Below are 21771 nucleotides of genomic sequence, written 5' to 3'. Positions count from 1 at the left end.
GCGCCTCAGTCGGTGACCGACACGCACCCTTCGCGCGCCGCGCGCGCGGTCGGCGAAGGCGGATCGACGATCAGGAACTCGACGCGTCGGTTCAGCTGACGCCCGGCCTGCGTGCGGTTCGAGTCCATCGGGTGCAGCTCGCCGCAGCCCGCGCCCTCGAGGCGCGTCGCGTCGATGCCGTGCTCGACGAGCCAGCGCATCACGCTGCCCGCGCGGCGCATCGAGAGATCGAGGTTGCGATCGTCGCGCCCGCGATCGTCGGTGTGCCCTTCGATGCGCACGCGGCGGAGCTGCGGGTTCGCGTCGAGCACCGCGCGCACCTCCTCGAGGATCGGGAAGCTGCGCTCGAGGATCGTGTCGCGGTTCGTCGCGAACTCGACGCGCTGGAGGATGACGATCGTCCCGCTCGCCTCGTCGAGGCGCACGGCGCGAGGGCAGCCGCGATCCTCGACGCGGCCCGGCGCGGTCGGGCACTCGTCCTCGGGGTCGAGGAGCGTGTCGCGATCGTTGTCGGGCTCGGGCACGCCGTCGGCGTCCTGGAAGCCGTCGCGATCCTCGGGCTCGTTCGGCGCGCCGTCGCTCGCGTCGGGGACGCCGTCCGCGTCGTTGTCGAGCTCGGGCACGCCGTCTTCGTCCTGGAAGCCGTCGCGATCCTCGGGCTCGTTCGGTGCGCCGTCGCTCGTGTCGAGGACGCCGTCCGCGTCGTTGTCGAGATCGGGACAGCCGTCCTCGTCCTGCCACGAGTCGGCGTCCTCGGGCTCGTTCGGGCACTGGTCGGCGTCGTCGAGCAGGCCGTCGTGATCGGTGTCGCTCGGCGGCGGCGGCGCGAGGGGCTCGGCGGCGGCGGGCTGCTCGCGGCAGCGCGCCTCGTACGCGTAGCTCAGCTCGAGCACGCCGCGAAACGCCGCGGCGCCGTAGCCGCGCGTGAGCCCCGCGCCGCCCGCGAGACCGACGTTGAAGCCGCAGACCGGATGCACGCGCACGCCGCCGATCGCCTCGAGCGGCGACGACTCGCGCTCGAAGAACGTCTCGAACCCCGTCGAGCCGTAGAGCTCCGCGACGAGATCGAGCACGCCCGGCAGCGCGACCACCGTCGCGCCGACGCCGTACGTGAGCTCGTGCGAGACCTCCAGGTTCACGATGCGCGAGGGCTCGCGCAGCCGCGCGCCGACGTTGACGGCGAAGCGCACGCGCTCGTGCGGGCGCACCTCGAGCGCGATGCGCGGAAGGAACACGAAGCCGCGCTCGCCCGCGAAACGCTGGCCCTCCGACGCGACCTCGGAGAGCGGCGCCGAGCCCGCGACCTGCAGCGCGAGCGCCGCGACGTCGTTCGCCTCACCGAAGAGCCGCACGCGCACGCCGAGGTACGGATCGCCGATCGTCGTCCCGTCCGCGGTGAGACCGAGCGCGCTGTCCTGCCCCTCGCTCACGAACGTCGCGGGCAGCCCCGCGAACACCACGACGCGATCGAAGAGCCCGAGCGAGAGCGCGAGGTTCCCGACGAGCTGGTGCTCGACCACCGAGATCGTCTGCGTCGACGCGTCGCCGAGACGCTCCTCGAACACCAGCGGATCGAGCCCGTAGTCGAGCACCAGGCGCGCGCCGAAGTCGAGGTGACCGAGCCCCCGCACGCCCGACACCGCGAACCCGTCGTTCGGCGTCTCCGCGGCGCGAAACGGGTCGAGCGTGAAGCCCTGCGACTGCGCGTGCGCGGTCGTCGTCGACGCGAGCGCCGCGCCCACGCCGACCGCCGCGATCACCCCGCGACGACGCCGGAGCAGCAGCGCGAGACCGAGCAGCCCGGCGATGGCGAGACCGACGTTTCCGCGCGCGCCCATCGCGCCCGGCGTCGAGCAGTGGCACGCGCCGCCCGCGAGACCGCCGCCGGTCACGCCCGCGTCGCCGCCGGTGCCCGCGTCACCGTCGTTCGCGCCCGCGTCGGGCGCAGGGACGAACGGATCGAGGTAGTTCGGCGTGCCGTCGCCGTCCTCGTCACCGAGGCCCTCGTCGCCGTCGAGTCGGCCGTCGCCGTCGGCATCGGTGTCGAGCCAGTTCGGGCGATCGTCGCCGTCGACGTCGTCGCCGTGCGTGTCGCCGTCCGCGCGCTCGCGGGAGGTCGGGATGCCGTCGTCGTCGTCGTCGGGATCGACGAAGTCCGCGTCTCCGTCTCCGTCGCTGTCGCGGCACGGCGCGGTGCCGCACTCGTCGCTCGTGGGGAGCCCGTCGCCGTCGTCGTCGGGATCGAGGTGATCCGGACGTTCGTCGAGATCGGTGTCGCGCGTCACGCCGCCGGGCGCCTCGTCGCGCGTCGGGACGCCGTCGCCGTCGTCGTCGGTGTCGAGGTGATCGCTGGTTCCGTCGCCGTCGGTGTCCGCGCACGGCGCGGTCGTGCACTCGACGCTCGTCGGGACGCCGTCATCGTCGTCGTCCGCGTCGTCGTAGTCGGGATCGCCGTCGCCGTCGCTGTCGCGGCACGGCGCGTCGGGACACTCGTCGGCATCGCTGAGGCCGTCGCCGTCGGTGTCGAGCGACGACGGGTCGTACTCGAAGTCGCTCGTCGCGTCGGCGGTGTTGCCGACCGAGTCGGTCGCGTGCGCATCGATGGTGTGATCGCCGGCCGCGAGCGGCGTCGTGATCGCGATCGACCACGTGCCGTCCGCGCCCGCGACGACGGTGCCGATCACCGTGCCGTCGGCGCGCACCTCGACGCTCGCGCCGGGCTCCGCGGTGCCGGTGATGGTCGGCGTCGCGCTGCCGACCGCGCCGCCGTCGGCCGGCGACGTGATCGCCACCTCGGTCGAGGTGTCGACGACGAAGCCGGAGGTCGCGGTCGCCGTGTTGCCCGCGTCGTCACGCGCGACCGCGCGCACCTCGTGCGAGCCGTCCGCGAGCGGGCCCGCGGTGGTGCTCCACGCGCCGCTCGCGTCGGCGGTCACGGTCGCGACGAGCGCGCCATCGACGAACACCTCCACGGTCGCACCGGGATCCGCCGTGCCGGTGATCGTCGGCGCGTCGGTCGGGACCCGCGCGCCGTGCGCCGGCGACGTGATCGTCACGGTCGGCGCGCCGGTGTCGACGGTGAACTGGTTCTCGTCGGTCGCGGCGTGGCCGGCCGCGTCGGTGGTCGTCGCGACGACCTCGTGCGGGCCCTCGGCGAGCGGCGTGGTCACCGGGATCGACCACGCGCCCGACGCGTCGGTCGTCACCGAGCCGAGCAGCGCGCCGTCGATGCTCACGGTCACGACGAGCCCCGGCTCCGAGGTGCCGGTGATCGTCGGCGTGGTGCTCGCGGTGCTGGTCTCGTCGCCGGGGCTCACGATCTCGAGCGACGGCAGCGACGTGTCGACCACGAACGAGCCATCGTCGGTCGCGGTGTTCCCGATGCCGTCGGTCGCGACGACGTCGACGTCGTGCGTGCCTTCGCCGAGCGGCGTGCTCGGCACGAACGTCCAGTTGCCCTCCGCGTCGGCGGTGACCGTGCCCACCGCAGCGCCGTCGATCGTGATCGCGATCGACGCACCGGGCTCCGCGGTGCCGGTGATCGTCGGCGTCGCGGTGCCCACGATCTCGCCCTCGGTCGGCTGCTGGAGCTCGACCGTGGTCGTGCTGTCCACGGTGAACGTCGCCGACGCGCTCGCGGTCGCGCCGCCGTGCAGCGCGTCGGCCACGACGGTGTGCGGGCCCTGCGCCAGCGCGCTCGGCACCACGATCGACCACGCGCCGCTCGCATCCGCGGTGACGCTGCCGAGCACGGTTCCGTCGATCGTCACCTCGACGGACGCGCCGGGCTCCGCGGTGCCCGTGATCGTCGGCGTCGCGCTCGCGATCGTGTCGCCCTCCTCCGGCGCCGTGATCGACACGAACGTGGTGGAGTCGACGGTGAAGCTCGACGTGTCGGTCGCGACGTTCCCCGCCGCGTCGGTCGCGCGCGCCGTGGCGGTGTGCGCACCGTCGGCGAGCGGCGTCGTCGGGGTGACCTCGAACGTGCCGCCCGCGGACGCGACGACCGTCCCGATCGTCGTTCCGTCGATGCTCACGACGACCGTCGCGCCGGGCTCGGCCGTGCCGCGGATCGTCGGCGTCGTGTCGCTCGTCGTCGCGCCCTCGGCGGGCTCGGTGATCGCCACGCTCGTCGCGGTGTCGACGCGGAACGTGTTGCTGTCGGTCGCGGTGTGACCGACCGCGTCGGTCGCGCTCGCGGTCACGGTGTGCGCGCCCTCTGCGAGGTTGCTTCCGACGGTCACGGTCCACGTGCCGCCTGCGCTCACCGTCACCGTACCGACGACGTTGCCGTCGACGCGCACCACCACGGTCGCGCCGGGCTCGCCGGTGCCGCTGATCGCCGGCGTGCGATCCGACGTCGCCGAGCCCTCGGCCGGCGTGGTGATCGCGACGGTGGTGCCGGTGTCGATCGTGACCGTCGCGGTGTCGGTCGTGACGTGCGCGCCCGTGTCGGTCGCGGTCGCGACGATCGTGTGCGCCCCCGCCGCGAGCGGCGTCGCCGGCGTGAACGTCCACGCACCCGCGGCGTTCGCGGTCACGGTGCCGACCGCGGCGCCGTCGATCGCGACCACGACGGTCGCGCTGGGATCCGCGGTGCCGCTGATCGGCGGCGTCGTGCTGCTCGTGGTGGTGCCGTCGGGCGAGACGACGCGCACCTCGATGCGACAGAACGCGCTGCATCCGTCGCCGTTCGCCGTCGCGCCGTCGTCGCACGTCTCGGGCGAGGTGATCACGGTGTCGCCGCAGATCGCGCCCACGGGCGTTTCGGTCGGCTGGTTGCCGGGCGTGCCGCTGTCTCCGTCCGACGAGCCGGTGAACGTCGTGCCGGTGCCGAGCGTCAGGCCGCTGTACGTCGCGGTCGCGACGTTCGTGATGCGCGTGCCGCCGGGGATCGCGGGCGCGAGCCGTACGCGGAACACGATCGTCGTCGTGTCGCTCGGGTTCATGCGCCCGCCCATCGCCGCGTTCGCGCCCGTGCCGACGCGCGCGACGATGCGCGCGTTCGCGACCTCGTACTCGCCGCGATCGTCACCCGGCGAGTCGGTCACGGCCGCACCGTCGACCCGCAGCGAGCCCGCCACGTACGTCGTCCCGGCGGGGATCGCGTCGCGGACCACGACGCCGATCGCCGGGTCCTGCCCGCTGTTGACGCCGCTGATCGTGTACTCGAGCACGTCGCCCGGAACGAGCTGTCCGCCGTTCACGTCGACCGCCGTCTTCGCGAGGTCGATCTCCGGCGCGTAGATGTCGGTCGCGAACGTGACCACGCCGAGCGCGATGAACTCGCCGCTCGTCTGCCCGCGGATGCGCGCGCTCGTCGCGCCGTTCGGGAGCGCATCGACCGTCGCGATCAGGTCCGCGTCGTACCCGAGCGTGTTCACGTACGCCGGCGTGCGCGTCGTGACGTTCGCGCCGAAGCGCGTGATCGTGCTGTTGCCGATGTTGTCGTTGGGGTTGACGGTGCCGCCGCCGAGCAGCGTGTTCCGCGTGCCCGAGATCAGCCGCAGCGTGTCGGTCGATCCGCGATCGCCGTCGTAGAACACGACACCGACGCGCGAGTTGACGGAGCCGCTCGGCGGCGTGACGAAGCCCGTGACGTCGATGTCGATCTGGGTCGCGTTGTAGGTGCGCCACGCGTCGTAGACCACGAGGTCGCGCAGCGGCTCGGTCTCGTCGCGGTAGACGACCACGAGCGTCCAGCCGCCGTAGTGGTTCGTCGCTCCGCTGTCGCACTGGATGTTGCCGGTCCAGTAGGTGCCCGCGCCCGCGCTCTGCACGGTGGCGGTCACGTCCGCGAAGCCCTGGAAGAGGTTGGCGCCGTTGTCGACGATCGCGTCGAGGACGGTCGCCGTCACCTCCGTGTAGCTGCCCCCGGGCGCGCGGAAGAGCACGCGGTTGCGGCGCGTCGCGTCGGGCGCGGGCGTCGAGCTGTTGCCGCTCGAGACGCACTGCCAGTAGAGGCCCGCCCACGAGACGGTGGCGGTCGGCGCGATGACGAGATCCGACGAGCTGGAGTCGAACGTCGTCGACGCTTCCGCCGCGGGAAGGACGCCGTTGTCGGCGTCGATCGGGACCATCGCGTAGTCGTTGTCGTCGCGGGTGCTCGAGGCGCTCGCGCGCGCCGTCTCGCAGAGGTTCGCGCCGCTGCCGCCGGTGCCCGCGCGGCACGTCATGATCGAGTTCGCGGCGAACGTGATGTCGCCGGGCTGATCGAAGCGCGTGCGCAGCGTGGCGGCCCGTGTCTGCGCGGACGCCGTGGGAGCTGGGAGCGAGAGGACGACGAGCAACGAAGCCAGGGATCCGACGACCAGCGAGCGCTCCGACATCGAACGAACCTCCAGACGACCTGCTCCCCCGGCGCGATTCTGTCTGGAACGTGAACGTGCAGCCAGTCTTGATCGCTGCGTATCGGAGATTGGGAGTGGAACGTGGTCCCGACGGCGGGGAGGTACGTCTCTCCCGCACGACGCGATCAGCGCGCGCGCACCTTCACGGTCTGTCCGACCGCGTCGAGCATGCGGCGCAGCTCGTCGTAGTCCGGGTGCTTCATGCGCACCCACGCGTTCGCCATGTATCCCGCCTCGACCGGCTGCGTCGGAGTCCCGGGCGGCGGCAGGTGCGCATCGATCACCCACTCTCCATATCGACGCTGGATCTCCTCCACACCGTCGTAGTGCGAGATCACTCCGTCGCGATCGGGCCGCAGCGCGATGATGCCCGCGCTGAACCGGCGCGAGAGCGACTGCGACGGTCGACCGTGCACGACCGCGTGCGCCCACTCGCGATAGATGTCGAAGTCGTTCGCCGCCGCGTAGAGATCCCAGGCGCGCACGCCCGGCGGGCGACAGCCGATCTCGCTGAATTTCAGGCCCTTCGGGCCGAAGAACCACTCCATGTGCGTCGCCGACGTCTCGATGTCGAGCGCGCTGATCACCTTGCGTCCGAGCGCTCGGAGCTCCTCGTACGCCGCCGCGGAGTCGATGCGATTCGTGCAGACGAACTGCGGGCTGATCCAGCGCGTCCTCATCGCCTCGAGGACGTTCGGATAATAGTGACAGACGAATTCGTGCACGACGCGACCACCGATCGTGATCGTGTCGTAGAAGCCCTCGTGCCCCTCGATGAATTCCTCGACTGCCGCGCTGCCACCGCGCCCGAGCCGATATTCGCGAATGGCACTCTCGAGCTCTGCATCGGAGTCGACTCGCATCGTCCCCGACGCGCCCGCTCCGTCGCGCGGCTTGACGATCAGCGGATATCCGACCTTCGCCGCGAACGCGCGCACCGCGTCGGGATCGTTCGTGCCGAGCGACTGCGCCGTCGGGATGCCGTGCTGGCGCGCGATCTCCTTCATCGACGGCTTGTCGCGGCACAGGAACGTGGTGCGCACCGACGTGCCCGGGATGCCGCACGCCTCGCGCACCTGCGCCGCGCACATCACGTGCGCTTCGACGACCGCCTCGAGCCGATCGACACGCACCTTCTGTTGGATCCATCGCACGGCCTTCTCGACCTGCGCGACGTCGGTGACGTTGCCGACCTGCTCGTAGTGGAAGAGCCAGTGTCGCAGCGATTCGTCGAGCGCTTCTTTGGGCCTCTCTCCGATCCCCGTGACGCGCGCCCCGACGGCATGCAGGGCGCGCACGAATTCACGCTGATTGGCGGGGAAGCACGGCTCGAGGAAGACGACGTCGATGGGCATGCGGCGAGCGCGATCGTATCCGAGTCGCGAACGCTTGCGGAGATCGTCAGCTGCCGCCGAGGTAGACGAGCCCGTCTCGATTCAACGAGACGAACGGCGTCGCGTCGGCGGGCATGCCGAGCTGCGAGGTGCCGTCGAAGTGACCGACGACGATCATGCGGTCACCGCGCACCGCGAGGCCGCCGATCCACTCGTCGCCCTCGGCCTGGAAGTAGCGCACGAAGCGACCTCCGTTGCCCGTCGACGCGAATCGAACGACGTACGCATCGGCGTGGCCCGACGAGGTCGCGGTGGTCGCGGGGTTCGTCGCGGTGCCTTCCCACTGTCCGGCCACGTAGAGATCGCCCTGCGCCCACACGATGCGGTTCACGACGTCGACGCCGGGACCGCCGCCCGAGCGCGACCAGCGCGGGGCGCCCGCCGCGTCGAACGAGGTCACGAGCCAGTCGATCGAGCCGAGCGAGGTCGTCGCGGCGGGACGCGCGGGCAGCGTGATCGTGCCCTCGAAGATGCCGACCGCGTAGACGTTGCCGTCGTCGTCCACCGCGACGTCGAGCACCTCGTCCTGCCCGGAGCCCGAGAGCTTGCGCGCCCACGCGATCGCGCCCTCGGTGCTCATGCGCAGCACGAACGCGTCGGAATCGTCGGGCGCGTTCAGCACCGCAGGCGAGCCGAGCTCGTACGCGAAGTTCCCGGCGAGATAGAGGTCGCCGTCGGGCGCGAGCTCGATGGCCAGTGCGTACGCCGAGCCGGTGCCGCCGAGCGAGTGCGTCGTCGCGGTGCCATCGGCGGCGTCGATGACGAAGTACGCGGCGCGCATGCCCGCGCCCGTGGCGGCGTAGCCGGACGCGTAGACGTGGCCGTCGTCGTGGACGACGAGGTCGAGCGTGGCCTCGGCCCCCGCGGCGAGGCTCGGCATGCGCGTCGCCCAGAGCACCTCGCCGCTCGCGTCGATGCGCGCCGCGAAGGCGTCGAAATCGGCCGCGGTGAACGCCTCCGCGCCCATCGAGAACGCGCCCGTCACCATGCCGACGACGAACACGTCGTCGTCCTCGCCGAGCGCGAGGTCCTCGCACTCCTCGCGGCCCCCACCGCGCGTCCGCGCGACCCAGCGGACCGTCGACGCATCGGACGACACGCGCACGACGAGGCAGTCCGACGGGCCGTACGCGACGCGCGTCTCTCCGTCGGACAGCGTCGTCGCGCCTTCGATCTCGACCGCGAGCACCAGGTCCCCATCGCTCGCGACGTCGACGTCGACGACCTGCTGGACGCCCGCCCCGCCGATCACGCGTGCGGCCACGGCGGCGCCCCCGGTCCACTCGACGCTCGCGGTGCGATCGACGTCCATCGTGATCGTGCAGGTGCCGCCCGGCTCGGCCGCGGCGCACTCGTCGCCCCACGCGTCGGCGCGCTGGCCGTAGCCGGGCTGCGCCGTGATCGTGACCGTCTCGCCCTCGGGGATCGCGAGCGTGCACTCGGCGTCGCACGGCGGGTGGCCCTCGACGACCAGCGCGCCGCGGCCCCACCCCGCGTTGCGCAGCGCGAGCGAGCGCGTCGCGATCGGCGCGCCCGCGTCGGGATCGACGATCTGCGCGTCGTCGGTCGGCACCGGAGGCGCGCCGGCGTCGCTCGTGGGCATGGTGCCGCCGTCGTCGACGAGCGCGGGCGGCGCGCTCGGGCCGGCGCACGCGGCGGGCGCGATCAGGGTGGCGAGGAGCACGAGACGGCGAAGCTGGATCACGACGAGACCTCCGTGGGCGCCCCCCTGAGCAAGCGCGCGGCCACGCGAATTCCCGCGAAAAACACGCGCAATCGCGCACACCGACGCGTGCGCGAACGTTCGTCGGTGTGCGCCGCCCCGAACGCGAACGGCGCGAGCGCGCCGAAGCACGCCCGCGCCGTTCTCGCGCCGCGTCGATCCGATCAGTCGCTGCCCGACGTGTGCGTGTGGCTCTCGACGCGCACCAGCGCTCCGTCGTACGCGGGGAGGTCGTCGCTCAGCGCGTGGTTGATCGCGGCGCCCCACTCGAACGAGGTCGCCTCGTCGCCCTCGAAGCCCTCGACCGGCGCGAACGCGTACACGTAGATCGAGGTCGCGCGTCCTTCGGGCCACGCGATGCCGATGTCGGCGAGGTCGGGGACCTCGACCTCGCGCTCGTTCGTCGACATCAGCAGGTACGGCGCGTAGCCGAGATCTCCGTTCGACACGAGCAGCTCGACGACGAAGTACGCGTCGCCGCCGCTCCACGTCCACGCGATGCGATCGCCGGGACCGATCGCGCCCTCGGGCGCCTGCAGCACGAGATCGGGCACGGTCAGCTCGACCTCCGCGCCGAGCGGCACCGACGTGCGCATCGCGACCGCGCGCACGTTCGCGCCGTGGCCGAGCGCGAGGATCGCCGCGGACGCGCCCGCCGTCGTCGGCACCGCGACGGTGCGCGTTCCATCGTCGACCTCGAGCCCGTCGGTCACCCGCACGAACGCGTCGCCCACGCGCGCGTACGCGTAGAGATAGCCCTGCGCCGCGCCCTCGTTGAAGCGCATCGAGAGATCGACGTGCGCCGTGCCGCACGGCGTGCCGACGAGGTCGACACCGGTGAGCGTCGCGTCCTCGGCGACGTCCTCGCGCGACGCGGTCGCGAGCCACGTGTACGCGACGGGCCAGCCCTCCGCGTCCTCGCGCACGCGCACCGCGAGCAGCGACGCGCTCGCGGTCGCGCCGAGCTCCCAGACCGCTTGGCTGTCGTGCGTGAGCGCCGCGACGCCATCGAAGTGGCGGTCGTGCGTCGTGACGCCGACGCGGATCGACTCGTCGTCGCCGAGCGGCGTCGCGCCCATCGCGATCGCGCCGCGCAGCGACGCGTCGCGCACGGCCCACCCGCGCCGCAATCGCAGCACCGGCGTCGCGCTCGAGAGCGCGTCGAACACGAACACGCGCGTCTCACCGGTGAACGAGATCCGGAGCGCGTACGGCGCGCTCAGCGCGTCGATCGCGAAGCGCCCTTCGGCGTCGGTCATCGCGCTTCGCCCGCCCGCGTGCACGTGCGCGCCGGCGACCGGCGCGCCCGCTTCGTCGATCAGCGTGCCGGAGACGTCGAGCGTCGTGGGCTCGGGGGCCGCGGCGTCGTCGCCGGGCATCGGCATCGCCGCATCGCCCTGCGCGAGCGGACCGGCGTCGGGCATCGGGCTCGAGGGCCCCGCGCCGCAGCCCGGGGTCGCGACGACGACGAGCGACGACAAGAGACAGGTGGTGACGAACGTCGAGGAACGGCTCATGCGCGCCGCACGAGCAGCGCGTGTGCCGCGCGGATTCGCCGTGGAACGCGCGAACGTCGCGGCGCCGGAGGCGTGCGCGCACGTGCGGACGGCGTGCGCGAAGACCAACAGCGCTTGCTAATATAAGTCGTCGCTGTTAGATGAGCGCGAGGAGGTCAGCTCATGCGAAATGCGTTCGGCGCGGAGTTCCGTCGGCTCGAGGATCGCGATCACCTGGGGCAACGCGCGATGGTCGCGGTCGCGATCCGCACCTACGACACGACGATCGAGGATCTCTGGGAGGCGCTCACGAGCCCGGAGCGACTGCCGCGCTGGTTCCTCCCGATCGAAGGCGATCTGAAGCTCGGCGGGCGCTATCAGCTCGTCGGCAACGCGGGCGGGACGATCACGCGCTGCGATCGCCCCGAAGCGCTCGACGTGACGTGGGAGTTCGGCGGCGGCGTGAGCTGGGTGAACGTGCGGCTCGCGCCCGACGGAAAGCGCACGAAGCTCACGCTCGAGCACATCGCGCCGCGCGACGGCGTCGGCGAAGAGCACCTCGCGAAGTACGGCCCGGGGGCGGTCGGCATCGGCTGGGATCTCGCGCTCTACGGCCTCGCGCTGCACATCGACGCGGGCGGCGCGCCGGTGGATCGCGCCGCGGTCGACGCGTGGATGGCGTCGAGCGAGGGCAAGGCGTTCGTGCGCGCGAGCGGTGACGCGTGGGGCGACGCGCACGCCGCGTCGGGCGAGGATCGCGAGGCCGCGCGCGAGAAAGCGGAGCGCACGATCGCGTTCTACACTGGCGGCTGATGCACGCCTTCGACGTCCTGGGAGACCCGGTGCGGCGGCGCATCCTCGAGCTCCTGGCGGCCGACGGCGAGCACACCTCGGGTGAGATCGTCGCGATCGTCGGGCGCGAGTTCGGGATCACGCAGTCCGCGGTCTCCCAGCACTTGAAGGTGCTGCGCGAGAGCGGGCTCACGAGCGTGCGCGTGGAAGGCACGCGCCGCGTCTACGCCGTCGACGCGCGCCCGCTCGCCGAGGTCGACGCCTGGCTCGATCGCTTCCGCACGTTCTGGGAGCCGCGCCTCGACGCGCTCGCCACCGAGATCGCGCGCGGCAAGCGCAAGCGCTCCCGCTGACGCGCGATCCACGCGACGAGCACGAGCAGCGCGATCGCCCACCCGCCGCGCGCCGTGCCGCGGCCTGCGACGCCGCACGCGCACCCGCTGCTCGCAGGCTCCGCGATCGATGCGTCCCCGCGCGCCGCGGCATCGCTCGACGTGCCCGCATCGCTCGCGCTGCCCGCGTCGTCGCTCGTGCCGCCGTCGCGCTCGCACGCGTCCTCGTCGATCACGCCGTCGCAGTCGTCGTCGCCTCCGTCGCAGACCTCCTGGCGCGCGACGCACACCGGGCCGGCCACGCGCATCGTCGAGTAGAAGCGCGCGTCGCCCCAGCCCTGCGCGTCGCGGAACGCCGCGAGCGTGATCGCGGCGCCGAACCCGTCGCCGCTCGACGGCCAGCACGCGTACGCGTCGGCGCCGCGCGCGCACACGTCCGCGAGCCCGTCGCCGGTCACGTCGGCGAGCCGGATCGTCGAGTACTGCCGCGGATCGTCCCAGCCCTGCGCGTCGGCGAGCGCGGGGCCGTCGATCGTGCGGAACGCGTCGCCTTCGCGCGCGTAGCAGCGCATCCCCGCGTTGCCGCGTGCGCAGAGATCGTCGGCACCGTCGCCGGTCACGTCGCCGACCCGCAGCGTCGCGTAGTTGTCGTGATCGCCCCAGCCGCTCTCGTCCGCGAGCGGCGCGACGATCGTCGCGCTCGCCGCGAACCCCTCGCCGGTCGAGAGATGACAGCGCAGATCGCTCGTTCCGCGGGCGCAGAGATCGTCGCGTCCGTCGCCGTCGACGTCGGCGAGACGGATCGTGCTCCAGTGCTTCGTCGCGCCCCAGCCGCTCGCGTCGGACCACGCGGGGCCCTCGACGCGTCGGGTGAGCGCGGTGCCGTCCGAGAGGAAGCACTCGACGCCGCTCGCGGTCCGCGCGCACACGTCGGCGCGGCGATCTCCGTCGACGTCGCCGAAGCGGATCGTGCCGTAGCGCGAGGGCTGATCGAACCCCGCGGCGTTGCCCCATGCCGGTCCTTCGTGCGACTCGGCCTCGAGCGCGTCGCCGGCGCTGCGCCAGCATCGGAGCCCCGAGTAGCCGCGCGCGCAGAGGTCGTCGCGCCCGTCTCCGTCGACGTCGGCGAGGCGGATCGTCGAGAAGTACATCGCGCGATCCCAGTCGCCCGCGTCGTCGAGCGCGGGACCGGAGATCGCCGCGCCGTATCCCGTGTCGCCCGCGATCCAGCAGCGCACGCCCGCGCTGCTGCGCGCGCACACGTCGGCGCGGCCGTCGCCGTTCAGATCGCCGGTGCGGATCGTCGAGAAGCGCGACGCCTGATCGAACCCCGCGGTGTCGGAGAGCGCATCGATCGCGAACGCGGCGTCCGCGAACCCATCGCCCGTCGACACGCGACACGCCCAGCCCGCGACGCCGCGCGCGCACACGTCGGCGCGTCCGTCGCCGTCGACGTCGCTGGTGCGCCCGAGATCGCTCGCGCCGAGGACCGCCTCGAGCTCGCCGCACGCGCCGCCGTCCTGCGAGGTGCGGAAGCAGTCGTCGAGCTCGCGCGGGATGCAGCTCCCCGGCGCGACCGGCCGCCCGCCCGCGGTCCCCGCGAAGATGCCCCAGTGGTTCGCGACCGCGCGCGGCGTCCCATCCGAGGGCGCGTTGATCGTGCCGCGTCCCTCGAGCCACATCTGGCTCGATCCGCCGCCGTCGAGGTTGAACGCCTGCCACGCGCCGAGCTGATCCATCAGCGACGCGAGCTCGGTCCCGTACATCCCCGCCGACACCGACGATCGACCGTCGACGACCAGCAGGATCAGCGTGCGTCGATCGTCGCTGAGCCCCATCGCGGTGCGCGGGTGTCGCGCGCGCATGTCGCTGCGTTCGGGAAAGCACGAGCTCGCGGTCGGGCTCGAGCAGGTGTAGCGACGACCTTCGGTCACGAGCTCGGGGAACCCGCTGACGAGCGCGGTGGTGCCCGCGGGGATCGCGCCGGTGACCATGCCCGGCATGAAGCCCTGCGTGGCGCCGCCCGCGCGCTTCACCGCGCCGGTGTGGCTGAACTCGACCCAGCTCGGGCCGAACGCGATCCAGCCGTAGTCGCGGTAGTACCAGTCGTCGCGATAGGCCGCGGCCTCACCGGTCTGCGCGACCGGCCACGCGGCGCCGCTGCCCGCGGCCTGTCCGTAGACGATCGGCGTCGAGGTGTCGGTGCGGAAGAAGTCGCCGTTCACCGCGGCCTGCACGCCGACCGACGCGCCCCACGACGCGGCGGTGCGCCGGCTCGTCGGGCGCGAGGTCGCGGCGACGTGCACGCGCTCCGCGCAGAGGTCGACGTGGAGCGCCCAGAAGCGCGTCGTCGGCGACGTCGTGCGGCCGGTGAGCAGCCGGACGCCGGGCTGGGGATCGGACCACGCGCGCGACGAGATCGTCTGCGCGCGCGCCGGCGCCGAGAAGAGCGCCGCGACGACGCACGCGATCGAGAGAGCTCTCATCGAGGCGCGTCGTGAGCACGCCACGTTCCACGCGCATCGACGCTCGACGCGCGCGCGATGCGGCCTCGGGGCCGCGGTGATCGCGCCGCGGTGTCGCGATCCGCCCGCCGGACGCCCGACGGATGATCAGCCGCGCGCGTGGATGCTCGCGCGCGGCAGCGTCCGCTACGCTCGCGCCATGCCCGACACGAGAGAAGAAGAGGTTCGCTACGACGCCGAGGCGGCGGAGCGAGGGTTCAGGGACACCACGGCGCTGCGCGCAGCGGTGCGCGACCCCAGCGCACCACGCGGGCTCGATCTCCAGCAGGCAGCGTTGTTCGGCCTGCGGATCGCGCGACAACTCGCCGAGCCGGCGGTGAAGGCGCGCTTCGATCGGCTGCCCGACGACCTGCTGAGCCCCAGCGCGCGCAACACGATCGGCCCCGCGGCGTGGGCGCTCTGGTACGCGGTCGCGAGGCGCGCGAGCGCCACCGCCGGTGAGTCGTCGGCGCGCCTGAGCGAGGCGACGCTGCAGCGCGCGAGCGCGATCAAGGCGCGCATGATGAAGGTCGCCGAGTACGTCCTCGACGGCGACGCGCGCGCCGCGACCGAGCTCGCATCGATCCGCGCCGGCGCGGGCCACGCCGATCTCGCGGAGGATCTCACGCGGCTCGCCGCGCTGTACCGGGAGCACGCGGCGCGGTTGGCGGAGGGCGGCGTGCACTACCGGCGCACCGACGCGCGCAGCGCGAGGGACGCGGCGGCGGCGATCCTCGCCGAGCTGAACGACGACGAGCCGTCCGAGGCCCGCATCGCGCGCGAAGACGCGTTCCGCGCGTTCCGGGTGCTCGAGCAGACCTACGAGCCGGTGCGCCTCTTCGGCCGCGCGCTCTTCGCGCACGACGGCGAGGAGCGCTTCCCGACGATCTATTCGATCCGCCCCGCGCGCGGCTCGCGCACGAGCGAGGAGGGCGAGGGCGAAGAAGAGGGCGAACAGGACGAGGACAAGTGAGAACGGCTCGCAACGAGATGGAATTCCGGGCCTCGAGAGGCGCTTCGCTCGCATCGAGATGAGCGTCGGGGGGTCGGGGCCCGCTTCTTTCGCATCGAGATGGGAGCTCGGGCCTCGACGCCTTCTTCGTTCGCATCGAGACGAGACTTCGGGCCTCGACGCCCTCTTCGCTCGCATCGAGACGAGACTTCGGGCCTCGACGCCCTCTTCGCTCGCATCGAGTTGCGGGCGCGCGGCGTCGAGGCCCGCTTCGCTCGCGTCGCGTCAGCGTGAGCGGGACGCCAGCGGCTCGAGGTGCAGCTCCTCGAGATCGAGCTCGCGCTCGACCCGCTGGAACGCGGCGTCGCCGATCGTGCCGTCCGCGCGCAGCGCGAGCAGGTGTCGCCGCTCCGCGTCGATCGCCGCCTGCACCACGATGGCGTCGTGAGGCTCGCCCGAGGGCCGCTGGTGCTCGACCCGCGAGAGCATCACCTCGAAGCGATGCCGCAGCAGCTCCGCGAGCTGGGCCCCGCGGTGCGCGTCGGTCGCGGCGATCGCCGCGCGCAGCGTCGCGGCCCGCGCCAGCGCCGTCTCGCGGTCGACCTCGCCGTCGTCCTCGAGCCGGAGCGCCCGCGCCAGCGGGCCCAACGTGAGCCCCTGCACCACGAGCGTGCCCAGCACGACCGCGAACGCGCAGAAGAGGATCAGATCGCGATGAGGGAACGCCGGCTCGCCGTGAACGCCGCCCGGCAGCGCGAGCGCCACCGCGAGCGTGGTGATCCCGCGCATGCCGCACCACCCGACGAGCGCGGCGGCGCGGGGCGGCAGCGCGGACGCGCCGGCCCGTCTCTGCACCAGCGCCGCCCCCGAGACCCACACGATGCGCGCGACGATCGTCGCGACGCACACCGCGGTCGCGATGGCGACGTGCTCGAGCAGGAGGCTCGCGCTCATGCGCCCCACGATCGCCTCGAGCTGCAGCCCGACGAGGGTGAACGCGAGCACGGTGAGCACGAAGACGGCGAGCTCCCACACGGCGTAGGAGGGAACGCGCACCCGCGCCGGGATGACGTCGCCGGCACGCCGCGCGTAGGCCATCGCGAACACGACCAGCACGAGGATGCCCGAGAGGTGCAGGCGCTCCGCGAGCATCCACACCCCGAACGTCGCGCCGAACTGCACCACCACGGCGAGCGCGACGTCGTCGATGCGCGCGGTGATCCAGAGGACGGCGCGCGCGAGCACGAGCCCGAGCACGACGCTCCCCGCGCTGACCACGAGCAGCATCGGGATCACCGACTCGAGCGCGAGCGAGCCCGCGAGCGCGGCGCCGATCGCGAGCCGGTAGATGAGCAGCGCGCTCGCGTCGTTGAAGAGGCTCTCGCCCTCGAGGACCACCAGGATCCGATGCGGCGGCCGGAGCTGGCGCAGCACCGTGGTCGCCGCGGCGGCGTCGGGCGGCGCGACGATCGCACCGAGCGCGATCGCGGCGGGCCACGGCATCGAGGGCACGAGCGCGCGCACCACGATCGCGACGACCGCGACCGTGAGCACGACCGCGCCCAGCGCGAGACCAGAGACCGCGCGCCAGCTCGCGCGGAGATCGCGCGGGGACGCGTCGAAGGCGGCGTCGATCAGGAGCGGCGCGACGAAGAGCGTCAGCGCGAGCTCGGGGTCGAGCACGATCTCGGGCGCGCCGGGCAGCATCGCGATCACCGCGCCGACGAGCGCCGCGGTCGCGGGGTACGGGGCTCCGATCCGCCTCGAGACGGCGGTGAGCGCCGCACCCGCGAGCACGAGCGCGACGACGATCTCGAAGGTCTCCATCGCCGACCGATGCGCTCACGCGGCCTTGGTGGGATCGCCCACCGCCCACGCCACGCCGTCGCCGCGATCCATCTTCGCGATCGCGGCCATGTCGTCGTCGTCGATGCGGAACGAGAAGACGTCCGCGTTCTGCCGCATGCGCTCGGGCTTCGTGCTCTTGGGGAGCACCGGGTACCCGCTCTGGATCCCCCAGCGCAGCAGCACCTGCGGCTCGCTCACGCCGTACTTCGCGGCCATCGCCTTGAAGGGCGAGTCCGCGCGCTCACCGCTCGCCCGCATCTCGGCGGTCTTCGCGCTGTCGTGGCCCTCGGCGGTCCGCCACGTCGAGAGCGGCACCAGGCTGCTGTACGCGATCGGCGTGATGCCCTTCTCGGCGAGGTAGCGCACCAGCGCGGGCTTCTGCGACCAGGGGTGCAGCTCGATCTGGTTCGCCGCGGGCAGCGGCAGCCCGGCGGCGACGAGCTCCTCGATGTGCGCGACGTGGAAGTTGCTGACGCCGATGGCGCGCGCCTTCCCCTGCCGCTGCAGCTCCACGAGGCCGCGCCACTGCGCGAGCCGCTGCTCGCGCTCGAAGGGCGCGTGGATGAGGTAGAGGTCGACGTGCTCGAGGCCGAGCCGCGCGAGGCTCTCGTTCAGCGACGCGATGGTGGTCTCGGTCGTCTTCGGCGTCTGCCCCCACGCGGCGTTGCCGGGCCAGAGCTTCGTCGTGACGAAGATGTCGTTCCGCGAGAGGCCGGTGTCGGCGAGCGCCTGCCGGATCCCGGTGCCGACGCCCTCCTCGTTCCCGTAGAACTCGGCGGTGTCGATGTGCCGGTACCCGATGGCGATCGCGGCGCGCACCACGGCGGCGGCCTCGTCGTTCGGGACGAGATAGGTGCCGAAGCCGAGGTACGGGATCTCGACGCCGGGGGTGAGCAGGCGGGTGGTGTCGTTCGTGCCCATGTCGGTTCTCCTTCGAGCGGCTGCGATGCAGCGCTCGCCATCTCTCTCACGAGGGGCTCGACGCCGCCTGCCCGTTCCTCTCCACTGCTTGCCCGATCCTCTATGCCTGCGGGGATCGTGATATCCCTGAGCGAATGGACGTCGAGACGATCGCGGAACGCGCGCTCCGGCTGGTGCCCCGTCAGCTCGACGAATCGCCCCAGACCGTGAAGGTCCTGTCCGGTCTGGTGCTGCTCCGGCATCACCGGCGCACTGCCTTCGAGTCGACGATCTACGAGCCCGTCTTCTGCCTGATCGTCCAAGGGCGGAAGGAGGTCACGCTCGGCGGGAGCACCTTCGAGGCGGGCGCGGGACGCTGTCTCGTCGTCAGCCACGACCTGCCGGTGCTCTCGCGGGTGACGCGCGCGCCGTACCTGTCGCTGCTGCTCGACATCGACCTCGCGACGCTGAGGGGGCTCCACGACGAGCTGGCGGACGCGCGCCTCGACGCGGCGGACGCCCGCGCGATGGAGACGCACGACGCGGACGAGCCGCTGCTCGACGCGCTGGGCCGCTACCTCGCGCTCGCGGGGTCGGGCAGCGACGCGAAGGTGCTCGGCCCGCTGATCCTGAAGGAGATCCACTACCGCGTGCTGATGTCGCCCTCGGGCGCGATGCTGCGGCGGCTGCTCCGGCGCGACAGCTACGAGAGCGCGATCGGGCGCGCGATCTCCCACATCCGCCGCGACTTCCGGGCGCCGATCGCGGTCTCCGAGCTGGCCGAGAAGGTCGGGATGAGCCCGGCCTCGTTCCACAAGCACTTCAAGGAGATCACGACGACCACGCCGCTCCAGTACCAGAAGGAGCTGCGCCTGCTGCAGGCGCGACGGCTGCTCGCGGCCGGCAGCGCGTCGGTGTCCACCGTCGCGTTCGACGTCGGCTACGAGAGCGCGAGCCAGTTCAGCCGCGAGTACGCGCGCCGCTTCGGCGTCCCGCCCAGCAGGGACGCGGCGGAGCGGACGAGCGCGGCCCCGTAGGTCGTTCGCTCATCCCGGCGCGATCGCGCGGTAGAGCTCTTCGTAGGCGCGCACTCGGCGCGTCCACGAGAAGTCGTCGCGCATGCCGTTCTGCTGGAGGCGCGCCCACTGCTCGCGGCGGTTCCACGTCTCGAGCGCGTAGCCGAGCGCCCACGCGAGACCGCTCGCGTCGAAGTGCTCGAACGCGAAGCCGTTGCCCTCGCCGGTGCGCGCGTCCCAGGTGCGCACCGTGTCCGCGAGGCCGCCCGTCGCGTGCACGATGGGCACCGTGCCGTACGCGAGGCTGTACATCTGGTTGAGCCCGCACGGCTCGTAGCGCGAGGGCATGAGGAACATGTCCGCGCCCGCTTCGATCAGGTGCGCGAGCGGCTCGCTGAAGCCGCGGTGGAACGCGAGCTTGCGCGGGTGCTGGCGCGCGAGGCGCGCGAAGAGCTCTTCGTAGCGACCCTCGCCGCTGCCGAGCACGACGACCTGCACGTCGCGTCGCGCGAGCAACGTCGGGAGCACCGCGTCGCAGAGCTCGAAGCCCTTCTGCCAGACGAGCCGCGACACGATGCCGATCACCGGCACGCCGCGCACGTAGGGCAGCTTCATCGCGCTCATCAGCGCTTCCTTGTCGCGCTCCTTGTTCGCGAGATCGTCGCGCGAGAAGCGAAACGGGATGCGCATGTCGCGCTCGGGGCTCCACTCGCCGGGATCGATGCCGTTGAGGATCCCGAAGAGCACGTCGCGACGCGCGCGCAGGAACGGGTCGAGCCCGACGCCGTGCTCGACGGTCGTGATCTCGCGCGCGTAGGTCGGGCTGACCGTGGTGATCGCGTTCGCGTAGAGGATGCCGGTGAGCAGGTAGTTGAGGCGTCCGCCGCGCAGCTGATCCTGATGGAACGACGACGCGGCGTCGGCGAGCCCGGTGTCGGGCAGGATGCTCGCGGGGAACGCGCCCTGGTGGCCGATGTTGTGGATCGTCAGCACCGAGCGCGTGCGCTCGAAGAGGCGATCCCACGCGAACACGGTCTGGAGCATCAGCGGCAGCAGCGCGGTCTGCCAGTCGTTCGCGTGCACGACGTCGGGCGCCCACTGCTGGTACTGGCAGAGCTTCAGCGCGGCCCACGAGAGCAGCGCGAAGCGTCGATGCTCGTCGGGGTCCTCGGTGTAGATCGACGCGCGATCGTAGAGCGCGGGGCAGTCGACGAAGAGCACGGGCACGTCGCTGCCGGGCAGCTCGGACGCGAGCACCGAGAACGTGTAGCGATGCGCGCCGAGCGTGATCTCGCTCGGTGGGAGCACGCGCTCGAACGCGCGTCCGCTGGTGCGCACGCGCTGGTAGAACGGGGCGACGACGCGCACCTCGTGACCGAGCGCGCGGAGCGCGCGAGGGAGGGCGGCGGAGACGTCACCGAGACCACCGGTCTTCGCGAACGGCGCGACTTCGGACGAGACGAGCAGGATGCGCACGCGCGGCGAGAATATCACCACCCGCGGGCGCCCGACGACGCGTCAATATGCGTCGGGCTCCACGCTTCTGGGGCGGCGGGGCTCGGGCCGCACGGGCTCCTCGCGCTCCGGCTCCTCCGGCGGGGGCGCGACCGTGGGAGGCGCCGTGTCGATGCGGATTCGTCCCTCGTCGTCGGTGATGCCCATCCACGCGCCGATCGCCGCGAAGACGGCCGCGACGCCCAGGCCGATGCCGAGCCACACGCCATGATCCCACCCGAGCCAGCCCGGGTCGCCCAGCCCACCGCCGTGATCGGCCCATCCGCCGGGCTCGTCGACACCGTCGTCGGAAAGCACTCCCGCCACCGCGAGCGCGGTGCCCGCGCCGCCACCAGCGATGACGATCAACCATCCCGCGATGCGCGTCCCGGTGTTGTCGATGTGGTCGATCTCGACCCAGCGCTCGCCCGCGTCGAGGTGGACGGGAATGCCGGCGCGATGCGCGTTCCCGGTGCCTTCCGAGACGCCGAACTGATAGGTGCCGGCGGGGAGATCGAGATCGCACGGCGCAGCGCAGATCGGCTCCATCGTGTCGAGCCGCGGTCGATGGACCTGATCGCGAAGGGGCACCTCGGTCGAGGCGATCACGCGGTGGAGCGTGCGGCCCGCCGAGGGGCTCTGGACGTGGAGCCGCACCGAGGGCGGCGGAGCGAGCACGGGCACCGACTCGAGCGCCTGAGGCGTGACGACGGGCGGCGGCGGCGGCACGTCGGGCCCTGCGCTCTCCACGTCGGCGCCCGCGAACTCGCGGGTCTCGCCGGTGGGCAGCAGCAAGATCACCCGCTGGGCGCCGCGCTCGACGAGCGTGCCGCGGAACATCGTTCCGTCGCGGAGGATCACGACGTCCGGCGGGGTCTGCGCGCGGCACGGAGATGCCGCGAGCGCGAGCAGGAAGAGGACAAGAGCGCCGGCGCGCGTTGGGATCGCAGTGGTCATGGCGGCGCGCTCT

The 21771-nt window shown here is 72.6% G+C and carries 12 protein-coding genes and 1 pseudogene; 4 read left to right on the top strand and 9 right to left on the bottom strand.

Going from position 1 to position 21771, the window contains the following annotated elements; translation table 11 throughout:
* Window positions 1-5: 5 nt before the first annotated feature.
* The 4 genes from DB32_RS03470 to DB32_RS03455 all read right to left on the bottom strand — a co-directional run bounded on the left by DB32_RS03470 (window position 6) and on the right by DB32_RS03455 (window position 10984).
* A complete protein-coding gene (locus DB32_RS03470) occupies window positions 6-6329 on the bottom strand; it encodes an Ig-like domain-containing protein (RefSeq protein ID WP_053230990.1) in 6324 nt (2107 codons plus the stop codon).
* 146 nt (window positions 6330-6475) lie between these two features.
* Window positions 6476-7705, bottom strand: coding sequence for an ATP-grasp domain-containing protein (locus DB32_RS03465; protein WP_205627019.1), 1230 nt, complete (start codon window positions 7703-7705; stop codon window positions 6476-6478).
* A gap of 46 nt (window positions 7706-7751) precedes the next feature.
* The gene (locus DB32_RS03460; RefSeq protein ID WP_053230989.1) at window positions 7752-9449 is read right to left on the bottom strand and encodes a hypothetical protein; all 1698 of its coding nucleotides are present in this window, start codon (window positions 9447-9449) and stop codon (window positions 7752-7754) included.
* Window positions 9450-9631: 182 nt separating this feature from the next.
* Window positions 9632-10984 (bottom strand): carboxypeptidase-like regulatory domain-containing protein, encoded by a 1353-nt coding sequence (locus tag DB32_RS03455; protein WP_157068677.1) that lies wholly within the window; start codon window positions 10982-10984, stop codon window positions 9632-9634.
* A 162-nt stretch (window positions 10985-11146) separates the two neighbouring features.
* Here DB32_RS03455 and DB32_RS03445 point away from each other — a divergent pair, with 162 nt between their 5' ends.
* Window positions 11147-11776, top strand: a complete 630-nt coding sequence (locus DB32_RS03445) for an SRPBCC family protein (RefSeq protein ID WP_053230986.1) — start codon at window positions 11147-11149, stop codon at window positions 11774-11776.
* On the top strand, window positions 11776-12108 hold the full coding sequence (locus DB32_RS50215; RefSeq protein ID WP_053230985.1) for an ArsR/SmtB family transcription factor: 333 nt from the start codon (window positions 11776-11778) through the stop codon (window positions 12106-12108). Before DB32_RS03445 ends, DB32_RS50215 begins: the two co-directional genes overlap by 1 nt.
* A gap of 752 nt (window positions 12109-12860) precedes the next feature.
* On the opposite strand, the pseudogene DB32_RS46355 reads toward DB32_RS50215, so the two are convergent.
* Window positions 12861-14573, bottom strand: a pseudogene (locus DB32_RS46355) (phosphodiester glycosidase family protein); the annotation flags it as partial.
* A gap of 178 nt (window positions 14574-14751) precedes the next feature.
* On the opposite strand from DB32_RS46355, the gene DB32_RS46350 reads away from it, so the two are divergent.
* A complete protein-coding gene (locus DB32_RS46350) occupies window positions 14752-15564 on the top strand; it encodes a hypothetical protein (RefSeq protein ID WP_157068676.1) in 813 nt (270 codons plus the stop codon).
* 264 nt (window positions 15565-15828) lie between these two features.
* Here the strand turns inward: DB32_RS46350 and DB32_RS03430 are convergent, their stop codons facing one another.
* Both DB32_RS03430 and DB32_RS03425 read right to left on the bottom strand, forming a co-directional pair.
* Complete coding sequence (locus DB32_RS03430) at window positions 15829-17370, bottom strand: cation:proton antiporter (protein ID WP_053230983.1); 1542 nt, start codon at window positions 17368-17370, stop codon at window positions 15829-15831.
* Between the two features lie 15 nt (window positions 17371-17385).
* Window positions 17386-18312 carry an aldo/keto reductase gene (locus DB32_RS03425; protein ID WP_053230982.1) on the bottom strand — a complete coding sequence of 309 codons (927 nt, stop codon included), beginning with the start codon at window positions 18310-18312 and terminating at the stop codon, window positions 17386-17388.
* Window positions 18313-18446: 134 nt separating this feature from the next.
* On the opposite strand from DB32_RS03425, the gene DB32_RS03420 reads away from it, so the two are divergent.
* A complete protein-coding gene (locus DB32_RS03420) occupies window positions 18447-19328 on the top strand; it encodes an AraC family transcriptional regulator (protein ID WP_053230981.1) in 882 nt (293 codons plus the stop codon).
* A 9-nt stretch (window positions 19329-19337) separates the two neighbouring features.
* Here DB32_RS03420 and glgA read toward each other — a convergent pair whose 3' ends face one another.
* Both glgA and DB32_RS03410 read right to left on the bottom strand, forming a co-directional pair.
* Window positions 19338-20783, bottom strand: a complete 1446-nt coding sequence (gene glgA / locus DB32_RS03415; RefSeq protein WP_075097807.1) for a glycogen synthase GlgA — start codon at window positions 20781-20783, stop codon at window positions 19338-19340.
* A 42-nt stretch (window positions 20784-20825) separates the two neighbouring features.
* The gene (locus tag DB32_RS03410) at window positions 20826-21758 is read right to left on the bottom strand and encodes a hypothetical protein (protein ID WP_053230979.1); all 933 of its coding nucleotides are present in this window, start codon (window positions 21756-21758) and stop codon (window positions 20826-20828) included.
* Window positions 21759-21771 lie beyond the last annotated feature (13 nt).

It is taken from the genome of Sandaracinus amylolyticus (assembly GCF_000737325.1).
In the GTDB taxonomy this organism is placed as follows: domain Bacteria; phylum Myxococcota_A; class Polyangia; order Polyangiales; family Sandaracinaceae; genus Sandaracinus; species Sandaracinus amylolyticus.
This window is presented reverse-complemented; position numbering and strand designations above follow the sequence as displayed.